General features: G+C 45.4%; 13 protein-coding genes and 1 pseudogene. 2 read left to right on the top strand and 12 right to left on the bottom strand.

The genetic code is table 11. The features are described from left to right. Positions 1 to 4: 4 nt before the first annotated feature. From ilvD to ilvG, 4 genes are read right to left on the bottom strand one after another with little or no spacing between them, the layout of a single operon-like run. Positions 5 to 1,846 (bottom strand): dihydroxy-acid dehydratase, encoded by a 1,842-nt coding sequence (gene ilvD, locus OCU48_RS13105; RefSeq protein ID WP_141346988.1) that lies wholly within the window; start codon positions 1,844 to 1,846, stop codon positions 5 to 7. Positions 1,847 to 1,855: 9 nt separating this feature from the next. Beyond that, complete coding sequence (ilvE, locus tag OCU48_RS13100) at positions 1,856 to 2,800, bottom strand: branched-chain-amino-acid transaminase (RefSeq protein WP_141346987.1); 945 nt, start codon at positions 2,798 to 2,800, stop codon at positions 1,856 to 1,858. A gap of 11 nt (positions 2,801 to 2,811) precedes the next feature. Beyond that, positions 2,812 to 3,096 carry an acetolactate synthase 2 small subunit gene (ilvM, locus tag OCU48_RS13095; RefSeq protein ID WP_141273313.1) on the bottom strand — a complete coding sequence of 95 codons (285 nt, stop codon included), beginning with the start codon at positions 3,094 to 3,096 and terminating at the stop codon, positions 2,812 to 2,814. An 11-nt stretch (positions 3,097 to 3,107) separates the two neighbouring features. Then, positions 3,108 to 4,754, bottom strand: coding sequence for an acetolactate synthase 2 catalytic subunit (gene ilvG / locus OCU48_RS13090; protein ID WP_141346986.1), 1,647 nt, complete (start codon positions 4,752 to 4,754; stop codon positions 3,108 to 3,110). 398 nt (positions 4,755 to 5,152) lie between these two features. Between ilvG and OCU48_RS13085 the strand changes: the two are divergent. Continuing rightward, a pseudogene (locus OCU48_RS13085) lies at positions 5,153 to 6,665 on the top strand (YifB family Mg chelatase-like AAA ATPase). 146 nt (positions 6,666 to 6,811) lie between these two features. Here OCU48_RS13085 and OCU48_RS13080 read toward each other — a convergent pair. The 4 genes from OCU48_RS13080 to OCU48_RS13065 all read right to left on the bottom strand — a co-directional run bounded on the left by OCU48_RS13080 (position 6,812) and on the right by OCU48_RS13065 (position 10,348). Further along, the gene (locus OCU48_RS13080; protein WP_141346985.1) at positions 6,812 to 7,414 is read right to left on the bottom strand and encodes a thiol:disulfide interchange protein DsbA/DsbL; all 603 of its coding nucleotides are present in this window, start codon (positions 7,412 to 7,414) and stop codon (positions 6,812 to 6,814) included. A gap of 34 nt (positions 7,415 to 7,448) precedes the next feature. Then, the gene (locus OCU48_RS13075) at positions 7,449 to 8,435 is read right to left on the bottom strand and encodes a serine/threonine protein kinase (protein ID WP_141346984.1); all 987 of its coding nucleotides are present in this window, start codon (positions 8,433 to 8,435) and stop codon (positions 7,449 to 7,451) included. A gap of 72 nt (positions 8,436 to 8,507) precedes the next feature. Continuing rightward, the gene (gene ccoG / locus OCU48_RS13070) at positions 8,508 to 9,926 is read right to left on the bottom strand and encodes a cytochrome c oxidase accessory protein CcoG (RefSeq protein ID WP_141346983.1); all 1,419 of its coding nucleotides are present in this window, start codon (positions 9,924 to 9,926) and stop codon (positions 8,508 to 8,510) included. 155 nt (positions 9,927 to 10,081) lie between these two features. After that, positions 10,082 to 10,348, bottom strand: a complete 267-nt coding sequence (locus OCU48_RS13065; protein ID WP_141346982.1) for a YihD family protein — start codon at positions 10,346 to 10,348, stop codon at positions 10,082 to 10,084. 496 nt (positions 10,349 to 10,844) lie between these two features. Between OCU48_RS13065 and OCU48_RS13060 the strand changes: the two genes are divergently transcribed. After that, entirely contained in the window at positions 10,845 to 11,651 is an 807-nt protein-coding gene (locus OCU48_RS13060; RefSeq protein ID WP_141346981.1) for a sporulation protein, read from the top strand. On the opposite strand, the gene OCU48_RS13055 is transcribed toward OCU48_RS13060, so the two are convergent. The 4 genes from OCU48_RS13055 to fmt are packed head-to-tail and all read right to left on the bottom strand — an operon-like array spanning position 11,648 to position 16,799. Next, positions 11,648 to 13,093: a TrkH family potassium uptake protein gene (locus tag OCU48_RS13055; RefSeq protein WP_141346980.1), complete on the bottom strand. Its 1,446-nt coding sequence runs from the start codon at positions 13,091 to 13,093 to the stop codon at positions 11,648 to 11,650. The genes OCU48_RS13060 and OCU48_RS13055 overlap by 4 nt on opposite strands. Positions 13,094 to 13,105: 12 nt before the next feature. Then, on the bottom strand, positions 13,106 to 14,482 hold the full coding sequence (gene trkA / locus OCU48_RS13050) for a Trk system potassium transporter TrkA (RefSeq protein ID WP_141346979.1): 1,377 nt from the start codon (positions 14,480 to 14,482) through the stop codon (positions 13,106 to 13,108). 27 nt (positions 14,483 to 14,509) lie between these two features. Further along, the gene (gene rsmB, locus OCU48_RS13045; RefSeq protein ID WP_141346978.1) at positions 14,510 to 15,799 is read right to left on the bottom strand and encodes a 16S rRNA (cytosine(967)-C(5))-methyltransferase RsmB; all 1,290 of its coding nucleotides are present in this window, start codon (positions 15,797 to 15,799) and stop codon (positions 14,510 to 14,512) included. Between the two features lie 52 nt (positions 15,800 to 15,851). Then, the gene (gene fmt, locus OCU48_RS13040) at positions 15,852 to 16,799 is read right to left on the bottom strand and encodes a methionyl-tRNA formyltransferase (protein ID WP_141346977.1); all 948 of its coding nucleotides are present in this window, start codon (positions 16,797 to 16,799) and stop codon (positions 15,852 to 15,854) included. Positions 16,800 to 16,803 lie beyond the last annotated feature (4 nt).

The following is a 16,803-nucleotide window of genomic DNA, read 5'->3' as shown; positions in this document are numbered from 1 at the left end:
CGTCTTACTCCTCAAACTTAGACTTATCTCTTACTGCGCCTTTGTCTGCACTTGTGGCCATACTTGCGTAGGCTTTAAGAGCAAATGAAACAGAGCGCTCACGAGATACTGGTTTCCAACCAAGCTTATCTTGAACCTGACGGCGTTCAGCCAGTTCTGATTCCGAAACAAGCAGTTCGATGGTGCGGTTAGGGATATCGATAGCGACTTGGTCTCCAGATTTTACTAGGCCGATAATGCCACCAGCGGCTGCTTCTGGAGAAGCGTGACCAATAGATAGACCGGCAGTACCGCCAGAGAAGCGACCATCGGTAAGCAGAGCACACTCTTTGCCAAGACCCATAGACTTTAGGTAAGTCGTTGGGTACAGCATTTCTTGCATACCTGGACCACCTTTAGGGCCTTCGTAGCGAATCACAACAACGTCGCCCGATTTTACTTTGCCACCTAAGATGCCATCTACAGCGTCTTCTTGGCTCTCGAACACAACGGCTGGACCTGTGAATTTGAGAATGCTCTCATCTACACCAGCTGTTTTGACGATACAACCATCAAGAGCGATATTGCCCTTAAGAACGGCTAGACCGCCATCTTGGCTATACGCATTTTCTTTGCTACGGATACAACCCGCTTCTCGGTCGTCATCTAGAGACTCCCAGCGACAGTCTTGTGAGAAAGCTTTTGTGGTGCGAATACCGGCAGGACCTGCACGGAAGAAAGATTTCACATCTTCAGATTCCGTTTGCATGATGTCGTATTGAGCAAGCTGTTCATTCATTGAAAGGTCAAGAACAGTGCGCGCTTCGTTGTTTAATAGGCCTGAACGATTCAATTCACCCAAGATACCCATTACGCCACCGGCACGGTGCACATCTTCCATATGATAAAGCGGGGTTGATGGTGCTACTTTACAAAGGTTTGGTACGCGGCGAGACATCGCATCGATATCTTCCAAGGTAAAGTCAACGTCACCTTCCTGTGCTGCTGCGATAAGGTGTAAAACAGTGTTAGTTGAGCCACCCATAGCAATATCTAGAGCGATGGCGTTTTCAAACGCTTTCTTACTTGCGATATTGCGAGGTAATGCTGACTCATCATCTTGCTCGTAGTAGCGCTTGGTGAGTTCTACGATACGCTTACCGGCATTGATGAACAGGTTTTCACGGTCTGCATGGGTAGCAAGCATAGAGCCGTTACCTGGTTGCGAAAGACCTAGTGCTTCTGTTAGGCAGTTCATTGAGTTTGCAGTGAACATGCCAGAACAAGAACCACAAGTAGGGCATGCGCTACGTTCAATTTGCTCACTTTGCTCGTCAGATACCGTTGGATCGGCACTTTGCATCATGGCATCAACAAGGTCTAGCTTGATGAGTTGATCTGAAAGCTTGGTTTTACCTGCTTCCATTGGACCGCCAGAGACAAAGATAACAGGAATGTTTAGGCGCATAGAAGCCATTAGCATTCCTGGAGTGATTTTGTCACAGTTTGAGATACAAACCATAGCATCAGCACAGTGTGCATTCACCATGTACTCTACAGAGTCAGCGATGAGCTCGCGTGATGGTAGAGAGTACAGCATGCCGCCGTGACCCATAGCGATACCATCATCAACGGCGATGGTATTAAATTCTTTAGCAATACCACCTGCTTTTTCGATTTCTCCAGCAACCAGTTGACCCATGTCTTTAAGGTGAACGTGCCCTGGTACGAACTGAGTAAATGAGTTTACAACAGCAATAATCGGCTTACCGAAATCTTCGTCTTTAACTCCAGTTGCGCGCCATAGTGCGCGTGCGCCAGCCATGTTTCGGCCGTGAGTAGTCGTTGCGCTGCGATAGATTGGCATAATTCTTCCTTATTTCTCTGCGTCAGCTGGGTAAACGTAATCTAACCAGCCCCATTTATCTTCAGTTGTGCCATTGAATAGGCCAAAGTATGTCTCTTGTAGATCTTTCGTGATTGGACCGCGCTTACCTTCGCCAACCTGAATTTGGTCAACAGATCGAACAGGAACGATCTCAGCAGCCGTACCGGTCATGAAGATCTCATCTGCTAGGTATAAGGCTTCGCGAGCGATATTTGCTTCTACAATTTCATAGCCTTTATCGCGAGCCAGAACCATGATCGAATCACGAGTGATACCTGGCAGGATTGCCGCTGTTGCTGGTGGAGTAATGATAGCGCCATCTTTTACCACAAAGATGTTTTCACCAGCGCCTTCAGATAGGTAACCATCCACACTTAGTGCAATACCTTCATCGTAGCCGTGACGACGAGCTTCACCACCAACAAGTAGTGAAGAAAGATAGTTACCGCCAGCTTTAGCCGCGGTTGGGATAGTGTTTGGTGCTGCACGATTCCAACTAGAGATCATAGCGTCAACGCCATTCTCTAGAGCTTCTTCACCTAAGTATGAACCCCATGGGAAGGCTGCGATGATCAGCTCCATTTCAGAATCGACCGGTGGACAAACACCTAAGCCAACATTGCCAACAAAGCCTAATGGGCGAATGTAGGCACTTTCTAATTTATTAACGCGAATAGTTTCGCGGGTTGCTTCCATGATTTCTTCAGCCGTGTAAGGAATTGGGAAGCGGTAGATTTTTGCTGAGTTCTTAAGGCGTTTTGCATGTTCTGGGTGACGAAAAACAATAGGGCCTTTAGGCGTGTTGTAACAACGAACACCTTCGAATACTGAAGTACCGTAATGCATTGCATGAGTGAGCACGTGTACGTTGGCTTCTGCCCACGGAACCATTTCACCGTTAAACCAAATAAAATCTGCTGTCTTTGTAGCCATTGCTGCTTTCCTTATGCGCTCACTTTGTGCTGTAAATTGTTGTTAGGGAGTTCGTTGTTGTCGATCTTAGTGACATCTACGCTAATCACATCCCACAGTTTTTCAATCTGATTAGTCAAAAATGTGATGGGACGTTCACTGTCAACAATGATCTCCACACTGGCGATCTTGCTCTGATGATTCTGTGTGCCCGCAACCTGGCGAACGATAAAACCGCGGTGACGGACAACGCGTAATACACGTTCTAGTAATACAGGCTTATCATCCGCTTTAATATCTAGTAAGTATCTTTCCATGGTTGCCTCTATTAGGTGTTCTCTAGCATTTCTTCATTGGATGCACCTGGTGGTACCAATGGCCATACGTTTTCTTCTTCATCAATAAGTACGTGCAGTAGATAAGCGGTTTTACTCTCTAGCATTTCTTTCAATGCAGGTTCTACTTCTTCTTTCTTGGTGATGGTTTTTCCTGGGATATCGAATGCTTTGGCTAGCATAATAAAGTCCGGGTTATCATCAAGGATGGTTTCGCTATGGCGACCATCAAAGAATAAAGATTGCCATTGGCGAACCATACCTAAACGTTGGTTATTGATTAAGACCATCTTTACCGGGATCTGGCGACGCTTCAGGGTGCCAAGCTCTTGTACATTCATCATGAACGAGCCATCACCAGAGATAAGAATAGACTGGTCGTCAGGTCTTGCTACGGAAGCTCCCATAGCGGCAGGCAAACCAAAGCCCATAGTGCCTAGACCTGCTGAAGAGATAAAGTTCTGAGGATCACGAGGTTGAATATGTTGCGCTGCCCACATTTGGTGCTGGCCAACATCGGTAGATACCATTGAGCTATCGGGCATCATGTCCGACAGTTGCTTCATCAATAGTGGAGCAAAGATTAAATCACCTGGGTGGTCATAGCGCCATTTAAAGCCGCTACGCAGGCTCTCACAATGGTGAACCCAAGGTGTAATATCATTCTCTAAATGTAATTGCGGTAAGATTTCACGCATATCACCACGTAAAATAGAGTGTGCATGACGTAGTTTGTTAAATTCCGCTTTATCGATATCTAGATGGATAATTTTGGCATGCGGGGCGAAGGTATCTAATTTACCCGTCACTCGGTCATCAAAGCGTGCGCCAACAACGATCAATAGATCGGCCTCTTGTACAATAAGGTTGGCGGCTTTAGTGCCGTGCATCCCGAGCATACCTAAATAGTGAGGGTTATGGCGCTCGACTGTCCCCAAGCCTTTGAGGGTACTTACCGATGGCATCGGATTGTCAGTTAGGAACTGGCGAACCGTATCTGTCGCTTTAGCCAATTGAACACCGCCACCGACATACAACACAGGGCGACGACTCTCACGTAGCAGTGCTTGAGCTAAGCGATAGTCCTCAGGCTGAGGTACAGGCATCATAGGTTGTTGGAATGTAGGAAACTCGGTATCTGGTGCTTGTGCTAACTGAACGTCTTTTGCGATATCAACGATGACAGGTCCAGGGCGTCCTGCTTTTGCTACTTCAAAGGCTTCAGCCAGTGTTGGAGCAAGGTCGTTAATATCAGTAACTAAGTAGCTGTGTTTGGTACAAGAAAGAGACATACCGATCACATCCATTTCTTGGAACGCATCGGTGCCGATATGAGAACTAGCAACCTGTCCGGTGATTGCTACAACAGGTACAGAATCAAGGAAGGCATCAGCAAGACCCGTTACTAGATTCGTCGCGCCTGGTCCTGAAGTCGCCATACACACTGCAACATCTTGTGTTGAGCGAGACATACCAATAGCCGCCATTGCTGCACCTTGCTCATGTCGGCAGAGGATATGCTCAACACCACCATCGTACAATGCGTCGTAGATTGGCATGATTGCTCCGCCAGGATAGCCAAATATGGTCTTAATTCCTTGTTGGCGAAGTGCTTCTACTACTAATTGTGCACCCGTCATTGGCGTTCTCCCTGTAATAAGGCTAATTGCTGCCTAGTTGTGTTCTCAGTCTTACTGCACATCTTGTGCTCCATTTTCCAATCGTTGTCTCAATGAGACCTTTAAAACTAAAAAAAAGCCCCCGAACTTTTCAGTGCGAGGGCTTGTAAATCTTGCTGTGCTAATTTGCGCCTACTCGCCCTCGCGCGGTGTGAATAATCACCACGACAATCAGGTTCACCAGAGAAAGTAGTCGAAGAGTAGGTTGCATAATTCCCAAATAAAGTTGCACAGTGCTTATGACATTAGTGGTATCACAAATTCTTGCGACCTGACAAGGAAAAACTCATTCTTTTTTCACTTACTCACAACATGTATACCGTCTAAACCCTATTAAGGATCGTTAACTTTGGTGTGATATGGGACTAGCAATAGTACATAGTCGAGCAAGCTTGGGTGTGTCTGCACCCCCGGTAACTGTTGAGGTTCACATTGGTCCAGGTATGCCAGGCTTTCATCTTGTTGGGCTTGCCGAGACTAGTGTAAAAGAGTCTAAAGACAGAGTGCGAAGTGCAATTTTGAACTCTAAGTTTTTATTTCCGAGTCGTAAAATTACCGTTAATTTAGCGCCAGCAGATTTGCCTAAAGATGGCGGTCGATTTGACCTTCCAATCGCTATAGGTATCTTAGTAGCGAGTGAACAAATCCCGTTAAACAGGCTGGAAGATACGGAGCTGTTGGGTGAATTAGCGTTGTCTGGTCAAAGGTGTTATCTCTGCAGCAATGGCAAGTAATAGTGATGGTCGAACCCTAATTACACCCTATCAAAATGCGACGCAAGTGCGCTTGGTGGATGAAGACAGCAATCTATCAGCTCGAAGTTTATTGCAAGTGGCGGCCTACTTAGCCTCCCAGCAGCAGTTGGAGTTGGAGCCAGAACCTAAAACAACCTTTAATTCTCTGTCCGATATGGATATGCAAGACATCATAGGGCAGCATCAAGGAAAGAGGGCTTTAGAGATAGCGGCTGCAGGGCAACATAACCTCCTTTTTATTGGCCCACCGGGAACAGGGAAAACCATGCTTGCATCGCGCCTTCCTGATCTTATTCCGCCGATGAGTAAGCAAGAAGCGTTGGAGGTAGCAAGTATAGCCTCACTAGTGGGGGCAGACTTAGACAGTGCCACATGGCGAAAGCGCCCCTTTCGAGCACCACATCACTCTAGTTCTATGGTGGCGTTAGTAGGGGGAGGATCCTTCCCTAAGCCAGGCGAGATTTCTCTAGCGCATAACGGTATTCTTTTTTTAGACGAGCTTGTTGAGTTTGAAAAGCGAGTGCTTGATGCTCTTCGTGAGCCTTTAGAGGCGGGGCAGGTAGCTATTTCTCGTGCATCAGGAAAAACCAGTTTTCCAGCTCGATTTCAGCTTATCGGCGCTTTAAACCCCAGTCCTTCTGGTTTTTATCAAGGCAGTCAGTGTCAGCATACTCCTCAGGCAATACTGAAGTACTTGGGTCGTATATCGGGCCCTTTTTTAGATCGTTTTGATATGTCTGTAGAGATCCCTTTATTACCATTGGGCACATTGAGTGAGGGTGGAGATAGAGGAGAGTCTACCAAGGACTGCCGCAATAGGGTCAGCGCTGCGAGAGAAAGCATGCTTGCTCGAATAAGTAAGCCTAACGCCTTGTTAACTAATAAAGAGATAGAGCGGCATTGTAGCTTAGAAAAAGAAGATGCCGAGTTTTTGGAGTTTGCGATTGCTCGTTTAGGCTTGTCCATTCGTGCTTATCATCGAATTATTAGAGTGGCACGCACTATTGCAGATCTGGAGCAGTCTGAGAATATACAAAAACATCACTTGAGCGAGGCATTAGGCTATCGTTCTATGGATCGGTTGTTGCGGTTGCTACATCAACAAATAGCGGAATGAGACTTGCTCTTTTGGAAGTGATTGGAGATAAACAATTTAGGAGAGAGTTTCACCAGTGATTGAGAGGTTTGTGGAACGAGGAAGACAAAGTATTAGACAGGTTACAAAGTGAATAAGAAAGGGGAGCGATTCGCTCCCCTTAATGATTACTTAAGCGTTAATAGGTAATTCACTAAGTCTGTTAAGTCTTTGGTTGATTTAATACCACCCATTTCAACGAGGTACTTGTTGTTAACTACAATCGCTGGAACACCACGTAAGCCACTGTCTTTAAAGTTCTTGTCAAAGCGACGAACCATAGAATCGACAGCAAAGCCCTTGTAAGCGGCGTCAAACTTCTTCGCATCAATGCCTTCGTCTAGGAATATTTGACGAAGCTCATCCTCATTGCGAGGTGCTGCGTTCAGATCATGAATACGACTGAACATAACTGGCACCATTTGATCTTCTATCTTCAGCGCTACCATTGTGGCATAGGCTTTGCTCATAGGCAGGCCCATGTTACCACCCATGAAAGAAACATGAGACTTTTGGAACTTAGCATTAGCAGGTAATGATGCTTTTAGAGACTTCATAATTGGCTCAAACTGATGACAGTGTGGGCAATAGAAAGAAAAAAACTCGTTTACTGTTGGAGTCGATGATGCTGGTAGGTCGAGAACCTTGTAGTGCTGACCTTCGCTAAATTGTGCCGCATGCACAGATAGGGTTAAAAACATGGTTGCCATCAAGGCAATCAACTTCTTCATTTAAATACTCCTTCAATAAATAATCTGTTGGGATTTACCAACTAGGTGTAAGAGACAATGGAGGCTCTTGCAGCGCTGCCAATTGTTCTTTTATCGCCAATACCTGACCTTCCCAGTATTTTGCATCATTAAACCATGGAAATGCCACAGGGAAAGCGGGATCTTGCCATCTTTTTGCTAACCAAGACATGTAATGTATTAGACGTAGACCGCGTAAAGGTTCGATCAGTTTCAATTGATTGACATCAAAATCGCAAAATTCTTGATAACCCTCTAAAACAATATCTAACTGGATGAGTTTCTCATGTCGGTCACCGTTCAACAGCATCCATAAATCTTGTATGGCAGGCCCATTTCTTGCATCATCTAAATCCACAAACATAGGGCCATCACGCCAAAGAATATTTCCTGGATGGCAGTCACCATGTAAGCGAATAGGCGTATAATCTGATTGCCATTGTTCCTCAATAGCCTTGATTAATAACTGCATATCCTGGAAAAATGCAGATTCGATATACGTTGGGATAAATTGACTTTGCTTAAGTATATCGCGGGATTGATAGAGGTATTCCTCTAGGCCCATCGTAGGTCTATGTTTAAACGTGGGTAATCCCTCACTGACTTTATGAATCCTACCCATAAACCGACCCACCATCTCGAGTTGGTCATAGTTATCAACTTCAAACTGACGCCCGCCAACACTGTCAAATAACGTGAATAGATAGCCTTCGTGATGATGAAGTGTTTTTCCATTAATGATCACGGGCGGTGCGATAGGTATTTCATGTTCAAGCAATGAAAGCGTAAACTCATGCTCTTCTTGGATCTGCTGTTCGCTCCAGCGTTGTGGACGATAAAACTTCACCACATAGCGCTTTTTTTCTTCGTCGACAAACTGATACACCCGGTTCTCATAACTATTGAGTGCTAGGAAACCGGACTCGGCGCGAACGCCGATACTGGCCAGTGCATACCACATAAAATCAGGGGTCAGAGAATCAAAATTGAATAAAGCGTTCATAGTAGAGGTGTCAACGACCAATAAAAAAGAGGGTTATACCGCAGTATAACCCTCTGATTACATTAATTCTTGTTAAAGCTGCTTGATGAAGCGACTTTCAACTTCAATGGAGAAGCCGTGTTGATCCTCTAACTCAAATTGAATCGTGGTGACCGAAGAGTTCAGTTGCTCTGGGTCAACTCCGAGGCTGATTGGTAGGTTAAACACCTCGCCAGGGGATACTTTGATGGCTTGACGTCCATACCATTCAACATCAGTCAGTCCTGAAACATCAAGATTGTATCCTTGCGTTTGCTGGGTTTTGTTGATGATCTTTAGGGTATAGGTGTTCTCTATGAAGCCTTCACTATTAGTTCGATACAGCTGGGTACGATCCCTGATAACACTTAGTCCAGCAGGCTCTACAGAAGCAACTTGCATGATAAAAAAGCCGAGCATCAAAATCATTACCAAACCGTAGCCAATTAGCTTTGGTCTCATGATATTGGTGTGCGTACCTTCTAGCTTGTGCTCTGTGGTGTAACTGATCAGTCCTTTTGGATATTTCATGCGATCCATAGTGATATCACAAGCGTCGATACAAGCACCGCAGTTGATACATTCGTATTGCAGGCCATCTCGAATATCAATCCCTGTTGGGCAAACTTGAACGCACAAGTTGCAATCGATACAGTCTCCTAAACCGAGATCGCTAGGGTTTGCTTTACGTGAGCGAGGGCCCCTGTCTTCGCCTCGTTTTTTGTCATAGCCAACAATAAAGGTGTCTTTGTCGAACATGGCCGACTGGAATCGTGCATAGGGGCACATGTGAATGCAGACAATGGAGCGCATCCATCCCGCATTGGCATAGGTACATACCGCAAAGAATAATACCCAAAAGTAGGTCCAGAACGTGGCATCGAGAGTGAAGAAATCACGCCATAATTCATTGGTAGGTACGAAGTAGCCAACGAAGGTGAGGCCGGTGAGTAATGCAATCATGAACCAAGCTAGGTGCTTGAGCGTTTTGCGAAGAGCTAGAGCCGCAGTGAGTGGTTGGGAGTCCTGTTTTTTTCGTTTGTTTGCTGCGCCTTCTAACTTCTCTTCAAACCAGATATACATGAAGGTCCAAACGGTTTGCGGACACAGATAGCCACACCACACCCTTCCTAAAAAGGTAGTAATGAAAAACAGCCCGAATGCTGCAATCATGAAGAATAGGGCTAGTAGAGTAAGGTCTTGGGGATAGAGAGTTGTGCCAAAGAAGTTGAATTGCTGCTGTCCAATATCCAGCAGAATAGCTTGTCGCTCTCCGTAAGGAATCCAAGGTACCAATGCAAACAATAGTAGTAAGAACCAAGCCCCGTAGCGACGTAGTTTTTGGAATACGCCTTTGCTTGCCCTCACATAAATACGATTACTTGGATTAAATCTATCCCCTTGGCTTTTGTGTGCTTTAGGGTTGAATTCCTTTGCCGTGACGTCTTTAACGTCAATACGATCCTTGTCCATTTTGCTTTTCCAATCTAAATCTTGAGCGCAGTATATCGAACAATATGGAAATTAATTGTTACATGAGTTGCAGAATAGATAGGGACTGGAAGTAAAAGGGTGGAGCTTGAGAGGCTAGATAGGTCAACAAACTGGTTTGCTGACCCTAAAGACAGTTAGTCTATAATACCACGAGCGCGAAGAAGCGCTGTTTTGAAGTCGTCTTCTTTGTCTTTGGCAAGACCTGGAATTTCTTCTTCCTGCTCACTGTTACGCATCTTTAGATGGTAGATAAGCACGTCATCAGTCAGGTCTTCTAGTTTACCTTCGTAGCTTGCTTCGCTCGCAAGTTTCAGTATGAACTCAATTAGATTGAGATCTGGATCTTTTACCCACTCAGGGTGTAGCAATTCAATTAATTCGTTTACGCGATGGCACTTCATGGTCTTCTCCATAGAACTCGAGATGTGCGCATAACTTAACAAAAAGGTCATAAAAAAGATAAGAAAAAAGCGCATCTGAAGGTTTCAAATGCGCTTTTTAGTACAGCGAGTAAGACTTTAAAAGTAGATTTCGCGGTATACCATGAAACTTAGCTTTTTTTGTCCTCTTCGGACTTCTGCTTTTTAGATGGAACAGACGCAAAATAACTTCTACGCTGTCCTACTCGACTGCTAGGTCGAGAAAACCTGACGGTTGTTGGAAACATATTTCACCAAATAGTCAGGCATATCCTTTGCCGTTATTACAGACACTCAACGAGTGTCAATGAGATATCGTACCAGATAACATTAGTAGCTGAACAATAAATGTTCTATTTTTTGATGCAATGAATTGTCGTGTTTTGTTGAGTTGGGTTCAAAAAGAGCATAAATGATTTTGGTTATAGAAGGTTTTTGAGCCAGTATAAATAGAGTCGTATTGTTTGAGAGGTCAAGCATGTCATTTTTTAAGAAAACACTGGCTAGCTTTGGTATTGGTTCTGCCAAGGTAGATGCTGTGCTCCAGCAAGAAACCTTGATTCCTGGTGATACTGTAAGAGTCATCATCCATGTTTATGGTGGTGCTACAGAGCAGCATATTGATCATATAGATTTGAAATTGTGTTGCCGTTACATCACGGAAAGAGAGGAACGCCAACCGCATAGCGAAGGCGCGCTCAAGCGTCGCGTACCGCAAAATTACGTATTGGATAAATGGGAGCTTCCATACTCATTTACTATCCACCCATCAGAGGAGCGTACTTTTGATATTGAGCTTACTGTTCCATTTAACACTCCGCTGACGATTGGCGATTCTAGGGTGTGGCTTGAAACGGCTCTAGATATCGACCTTGCAATCGATCCTACCGATAAAGATATGCTGACGGTTCGTCCAGATCCGGTCATGGATAAGATCTTTTCTGAGCTTGAAGAACTGGGACTACGCATTCGCCAAGTTGAGTGTGAGGCGGCAAAAGGGTTTGAAATGCCCTTTGTACAAGAGTTTGAATTTGTTCCAACAACGGGTTTATTCCACGGCACTTGGCGTGAGGTTGAAATCATAGCCTACCGCGATAAACAGCATCTTCAATTATGGTTTGAGATAGATCGTCAGAAGAAGGGTTTTGATGGGCTTTTATCAAATTTACTAGGTTCATCCGAGCTGAATTGCTACCTGTCACTGTCCAATGAATTGACTTGCGAGCAAGCCGCGCAACAGGTGGTAGATTACCTAACGGATTTGTTTAAAGTAAAACAAGGTTAGCGCCTCCAAAACGCTGGCAGGAACAGCACTAGTATCGTTAAAATTTCTAAGCGGCCGAGTAGCATACCAAAGCTTAATAGCCACTTTGCTGCATCAGGCAATGATGAGAAATTTCCGGTTGGGCCAATGACTGAGCCCATGCCGGGGCCGACGTTTGCCACTGCTGTTATGGCCCCTGATAAGCTGGTGATCGCGTCTAAATCCATTGCACTTAAGCCCGCAGCAACGATAAGAACAGTTGCAAAGAATGTAAGGCTAAAAGCGACAATAGAGCGAATGATATCGTCATTGACGCGACGTTTATTGTAGCGTTGCACGAATACACCGGAAGGATGAATCAGCTTCATCATTTGTATTTTCAGCAAAGTGAGGGCTATCTGGAAACGAAAGACCTTGATTCCACCTGCCGTAGAGCCAGAACAAGCACCCATCATCAGAAGAAACGTAAATAATACAGTGGTTAATGTGCCCCAAGCAGTAAAGTCCTCCAAACCAAACCCTGTGGTTGTTAGTACGGAAACCACATTGAACATAGAAACTCTAAGCGCATCACTTACTTCATAATGATCTCTCAGCACCAACCATGCGGTAATCGCTAAGCTGGCTACCATAAATAACTTAAAGAAACCAATTACCTGAGCATCTTTGGTTAAGGCCGATAGTGATTGTTTTCTATAAGCCGCCACGAATAACAAAAATGGTAACCCACCCAAAAACATAAATAAGGTCGAGAACCATTGTGTTTGATGAGAGAAGTGGTTCATTGAACCATCAGACGTTGAGTATCCACCTGTAGAAATGGTGGTAAAGGCATGATTGATTGCCTCAAAAGGCGTCATTCCAGTTGCCATGTAACTAGCGAAACAGGCAAGGGTGAGACCGAGGTAAACAACGACAATATTTTTCGCTACGCTTTTGACTCGCGGTGAACTCTTATCTGACCAGTCTGAGGATTCAGTCTGGAATAAGCGCATCCCCCCAACGTTTAACATTGGTAAGATCGCTACGCCCATGACAATAAAACCAATACCACCTAACCACTGCAATAGTGAGCGCCACAGTAGGATGCTGTGGGACATATCATCAAGACCACTGAGTACAGTAGAACCTGTGGTGGTAATACCCGACATAGTTTCAAAATAGGCATCAGTGAAGCTGATGTGGTTGATGAATACAAATGGCAAAGCGGCAAAGACGGTACTCACAACCCAAACTAGAGTGGTGACAAGGAATACATCTCTGACATTAAGTTTAAAGTGTTTAGTACGTCCGAAACTTAAGCAAATGAATGAGACTAAGTGGGTGATAGCAACCGCTTGGGCAAATTCAACAAAACCACTGCCAGGATTAAAAATCGCCAGAATAGTGGGTGGATACATGAACAGAGCTAGCTTTGATAAAACTAGCCCAAGAACGAATAGTATCGGTCGTACATTTACCATCGGAAGCCTGACCTACAGGAAGAACGGGCTTGGTTGGAACAAGGTTTCAACGTCAGGCACGTACTTTTTATCGACTAAGAACATCACTACGTGATCATCTTGCTCAATCATGGTTCGATCATGTGCAATTAACACCTCTTCCCCACGAACAATAGCGCCAATAGTAGTCCCTGGTGGCAACTTAAGATCTCCAACAGCTCTGCCTACAACCTTCGAAGTATTTTCATCGCCATGAGCGATGGCTTCGATCGCTTCTGCTGCGCCTCTGCGTAAGGAAGACACGTTAACAATATCAGCTCTACGAACATGGGTAAGCAGCGCAGAAATAGTCGCTTGCTGAGGGGAAATAGCAACGTCAATATCGCCACCCTGCACAAGGTCAACATAGGCTCCGCGCTGAATCAAAACCATTACCTTTCTAGCGTTGAGGCTTTTTGCTAGCATGGCTGACATGATATTGGTTTCGTCTTCATTGGTTAAAGCGATGAACACATCCATCTCTTCAATGTTCTCTTCGTACAGCAATTCTTTGTCTGCTGCATCACCACACAGCACAATAGTGTTGTCTAGTTCTTCGGAGAGCATCTCTGCCCGCTCAAGACTGCGCTCAATCAGTTTGACTGAATAATTACGTTCAAGACGTTTCGCCAATCCTGCACCAATATTACCACCACCGACGATCATGATTTTTCGGTACTGTTTTTCCAGTCTCTGTAATTCACTCATTACAGAGCGAATATCATTACTGGCTGCAACAAAGAACACCTCATCATCGGCTTCAATGATGGTGGTACCTTGAGGTCTAATGGCTCGTCCTTGACGGAAAATTGCCGCCACGCGCGTGTCGATGTGTGGCATGTGCTCACGCAAAGCGGAAATGGCATTACCTACTAGTGGGCCACCATAAAAGGCTTTAACTGCTACTAGACTAACCTTTTCTTCGGCAAAGCTAACAACCTGTAATGCCCCTGGGTATTGAATAAGGCGTTCAATATAGCCAGTGACTAACTCTTCTGGAGCAATCAGGTGATCCACTGGAATCGCCCCCGACTTAAAGAGAGAGTCTTTCTCTGCCAAATATTCAGGTGAACGAATACGAGCGATTCTGTTAGGCGTATTGAATAAGGTAAAAGCCACTTGGCATGCCGCCATATTGGTTTCATCGGCGTTCGTTACCGCCACCAACATGTCTGCGTCTTGTGCGCCAGCTTCTCTTAGGGTGTCAGGGTGACTTGCTGCACCATTGACGACTCGCAGATCATACTTGTCCTGTAGCTCTCTCAGGCGGCGACTATTGGTATCTACGACAGTGATATCGTTATTTTCGCCCACGAGATTCTCTGCAAGAGTGCCGCCTACCTGACCAGCACCCAAGATTATGATTTTCATCGATTATTTCCCTATATACAGCAGGACTTAGTTTAATTTAGTTCGCTTTTGCAGAACCGCATAATAAAAGCCGTCCATATTGTGCTCTCCTGGCAAAATTTGTCGACCGGGATTGCTTGGATCGCTATCAATGAGTTCTGCGTCATCTGTGCGGGCTAAGAATGCCAGTACTTGCTCTTTGTTTTCAATCGGAGAGATGGAGCATGTTGCGTAAACTAAGGTTCCGCCTTGTTTCAGTTGCTGCCACATAGCATCCAAAATCTCACTTTGTAGTTGGGACAAAGCAGGTAAGTCATCGGCGCGTCTTAGCCATTTGATATCTGGGTGACGACGAATAACACCTATCGCTGAACACGGTGCGTCAAGTAGGATTCGGTCGAACTGCTCGCCTGTCCACCACTCTTCAGGGTAACGAGCATCAGCACAAAGTACTTTGGCATCAAGACCTAAGCGGTCGAGGTTTTGATAAACGCGATCAAGACGTTGTTCATCAGCGTCAATTGCCACAACTTGGCTATCAGTTGTGTTCTCAAGGATATGAGCAGTTTTACCCCCAGGAGCGGCACAGCAATCAAGAATCAATTCGCCATCTTTTGGCTGTAGGTATTCCAGTGACAACTGCGCTGCCGCGTCTTGCACCGATACCCAGCCTTGATCGAATCCAGGAAGCTTGTTTACATCGCATGCTTTTAGCAGACGCAACGCATGGCGAGCTTGAGGGTGAGTTTCTGCCTCAATCTCTTCAGCTTCTAGCAGTTTTAGATATTCATCGCGAGTATGGTGCTTGCTGTTCACACGCAGCCACATAGGGGCTTTCGTGTTATTAGCTTCAACAATAGATTCCCAATCGTTCGGGTATGCCTCACGAAGTAGCTTTAGCAGCCAGCTTGGGTGTCCGTATTTACCCGCATCGTGCTTGACCGATAACTCATCGAGTCGCTGTTGGTTGCGCTGGTAGTTTCGTAGCACAGCATTGACTAAGCCTTTAAGCTTATGTCCCTTTAACGACTGGCATGCTTCAACAGTTTCAGCGACTGCGGCATGATCGGCGGTACGCATAAAGCTGAGTTGGTAGATACCCACCAACATCAAATGGTGGAATACACGTTGCTTGCCCTTTAGAGGTTTTTCCATTAGTTCGTTAACTATGGTCTCTAATCTAGGTAGGTAGCGCAGACAACCGTAGCAAATCTCTTGTAGGAGTGCGTGGTCACGAGGCTTCAGGTTAGATTGTGCAGCAGGCAAAGCACTGGAGAGTGAGTACCCCTTGTCTACAACTTGGAACAGCACAGTGGCTGCGGCGGCGCGTACATTCATAGGTGTTTCCTAACAAGAGTAAGGCTTGAGAACCTCAAGCCTTAGTAGTGGTTTAAGCTAGTTGGGTCCCTACTGAGAACCAGTCTGCTCGAGAGTTGAGTACGTCACCAACGGACATAGCTTTTTTGCCTGGAACCTGAATTTGTTCCAAAACTAAACTGCCTTTCCCGGTCGCTATTTGAATACCCGTTTTGTCTGCTTTGACGATGGTGCCAGCTTCTTTAGAGCATGGCGTAGCATCAACACTTGCTTCCCATACCTTGATATTTTTATCGCCAATTGAGAAGTAGCTCATCGGCCAAGGATTGAACGCGCGGATTTCACGCTCAAGCACGTTGGCATCTTTAGTCCAATCTAGCTGTGCTTCTTCTTTGCTGAGTTTCTTAGCATAGTTTGATAAGGCATCATCTTGCTTAACTGGAACTGCGGTCCCTTCTGCAATAGAAGAAAGGCACTCTACAAGGGCAACAGGACCCAACTTAGCCAGTTTGTGATAAAGCGCAGCGCTGGTATCTTCTGGCTCGATAGGTAGGGTAGCAATATGCAGCATATCACCAGTATCTAGTCCTACATCCATCTGCATGATGGTAACGCCAGTCTCTGCATCTCCAGCCCAAATTGAGCGTTGAATTGGAGCTGCACCGCGCCAGCGAGGGAGGATTGAACCATGAACATTGATACAACCTAGTTTTGGAGTATCTAGAACCGGTTTAGGTAACAGTAGCCCGTAAGCCACAACTACCATGATGTCTGCATCAAGGTCTACTAGCTGTTGTTTAGCTTCATCAGATTTGAAGTTTTCTGGCTGATAAACTGGAATGTCATGTTCGACAGCGAGGTTTTTAACAGGGCTTGCTGTTAGCTTTTTGCCTCGGCCAGCAGGTTTATCAGGTGTTGAATAAACAGCGATAACTTCATGCTCCGAAGATAACAACGCCGACAAATGGTCGGCGGCGAAATCTGGAGTACCTGCAAATACGATCTTTAGTGCTTTGCTCAATGCA

Source organism: Vibrio inusitatus, assembly GCA_024346935.1.
GTDB classification, from domain to species: domain Bacteria; phylum Pseudomonadota; class Gammaproteobacteria; order Enterobacterales; family Vibrionaceae; genus Vibrio; species Vibrio inusitatus.
This window is presented reverse-complemented; position numbering and strand designations above follow the sequence as displayed.

What these genes read in the sequence shown, in the direction of transcription:
- ilvD (WP_141346988.1), bottom strand. Translation starts at nt 1,846, where the DNA reads ATGCCAATCTATCGCAGCGCAACGACTACTCACGGCCGAAACATGGCT.
- ilvE (WP_141346987.1), bottom strand. Translation starts at nt 2,800, where the DNA reads ATGGCTACAAAGACAGCAGATTTTATTTGGTTTAACGGTGAAATGGTT.
- ilvM (WP_141273313.1), bottom strand. Translation starts at nt 3,096, where the DNA reads ATGGAAAGATACTTACTAGATATTAAAGCGGATGATAAGCCTGTATTA.
- ilvG (WP_141346986.1), bottom strand. Translation starts at nt 4,754, where the DNA reads ATGACGGGTGCACAATTAGTAGTAGAAGCACTTCGCCAACAAGGAATT.
- OCU48_RS13080 (WP_141346985.1), bottom strand. Translation starts at nt 7,414, where the DNA reads ATGAAGAAGTTGATTGCCTTGATGGCAACCATGTTTTTAACCCTATCT.
- OCU48_RS13075 (WP_141346984.1), bottom strand. Translation starts at nt 8,435, where the DNA reads ATGAACGCTTTATTCAATTTTGATTCTCTGACCCCTGATTTTATGTGG.
- ccoG (WP_141346983.1), bottom strand. Translation starts at nt 9,926, where the DNA reads ATGGACAAGGATCGTATTGACGTTAAAGACGTCACGGCAAAGGAATTC.
- OCU48_RS13065 (WP_141346982.1), bottom strand. Translation starts at nt 10,348, where the DNA reads ATGAAGTGCCATCGCGTAAACGAATTAATTGAATTGCTACACCCTGAG.
- OCU48_RS13060 (WP_141346981.1), top strand. Translation starts at nt 10,845, where the DNA reads ATGTCATTTTTTAAGAAAACACTGGCTAGCTTTGGTATTGGTTCTGCC.
- OCU48_RS13055 (WP_141346980.1), bottom strand. Translation starts at nt 13,093, where the DNA reads ATGGTAAATGTACGACCGATACTATTCGTTCTTGGGCTAGTTTTATCA.
- trkA (WP_141346979.1), bottom strand. Translation starts at nt 14,482, where the DNA reads ATGAAAATCATAATCTTGGGTGCTGGTCAGGTAGGCGGCACTCTTGCA.
- rsmB (WP_141346978.1), bottom strand. Translation starts at nt 15,799, where the DNA reads ATGAATGTACGCGCCGCCGCAGCCACTGTGCTGTTCCAAGTTGTAGAC.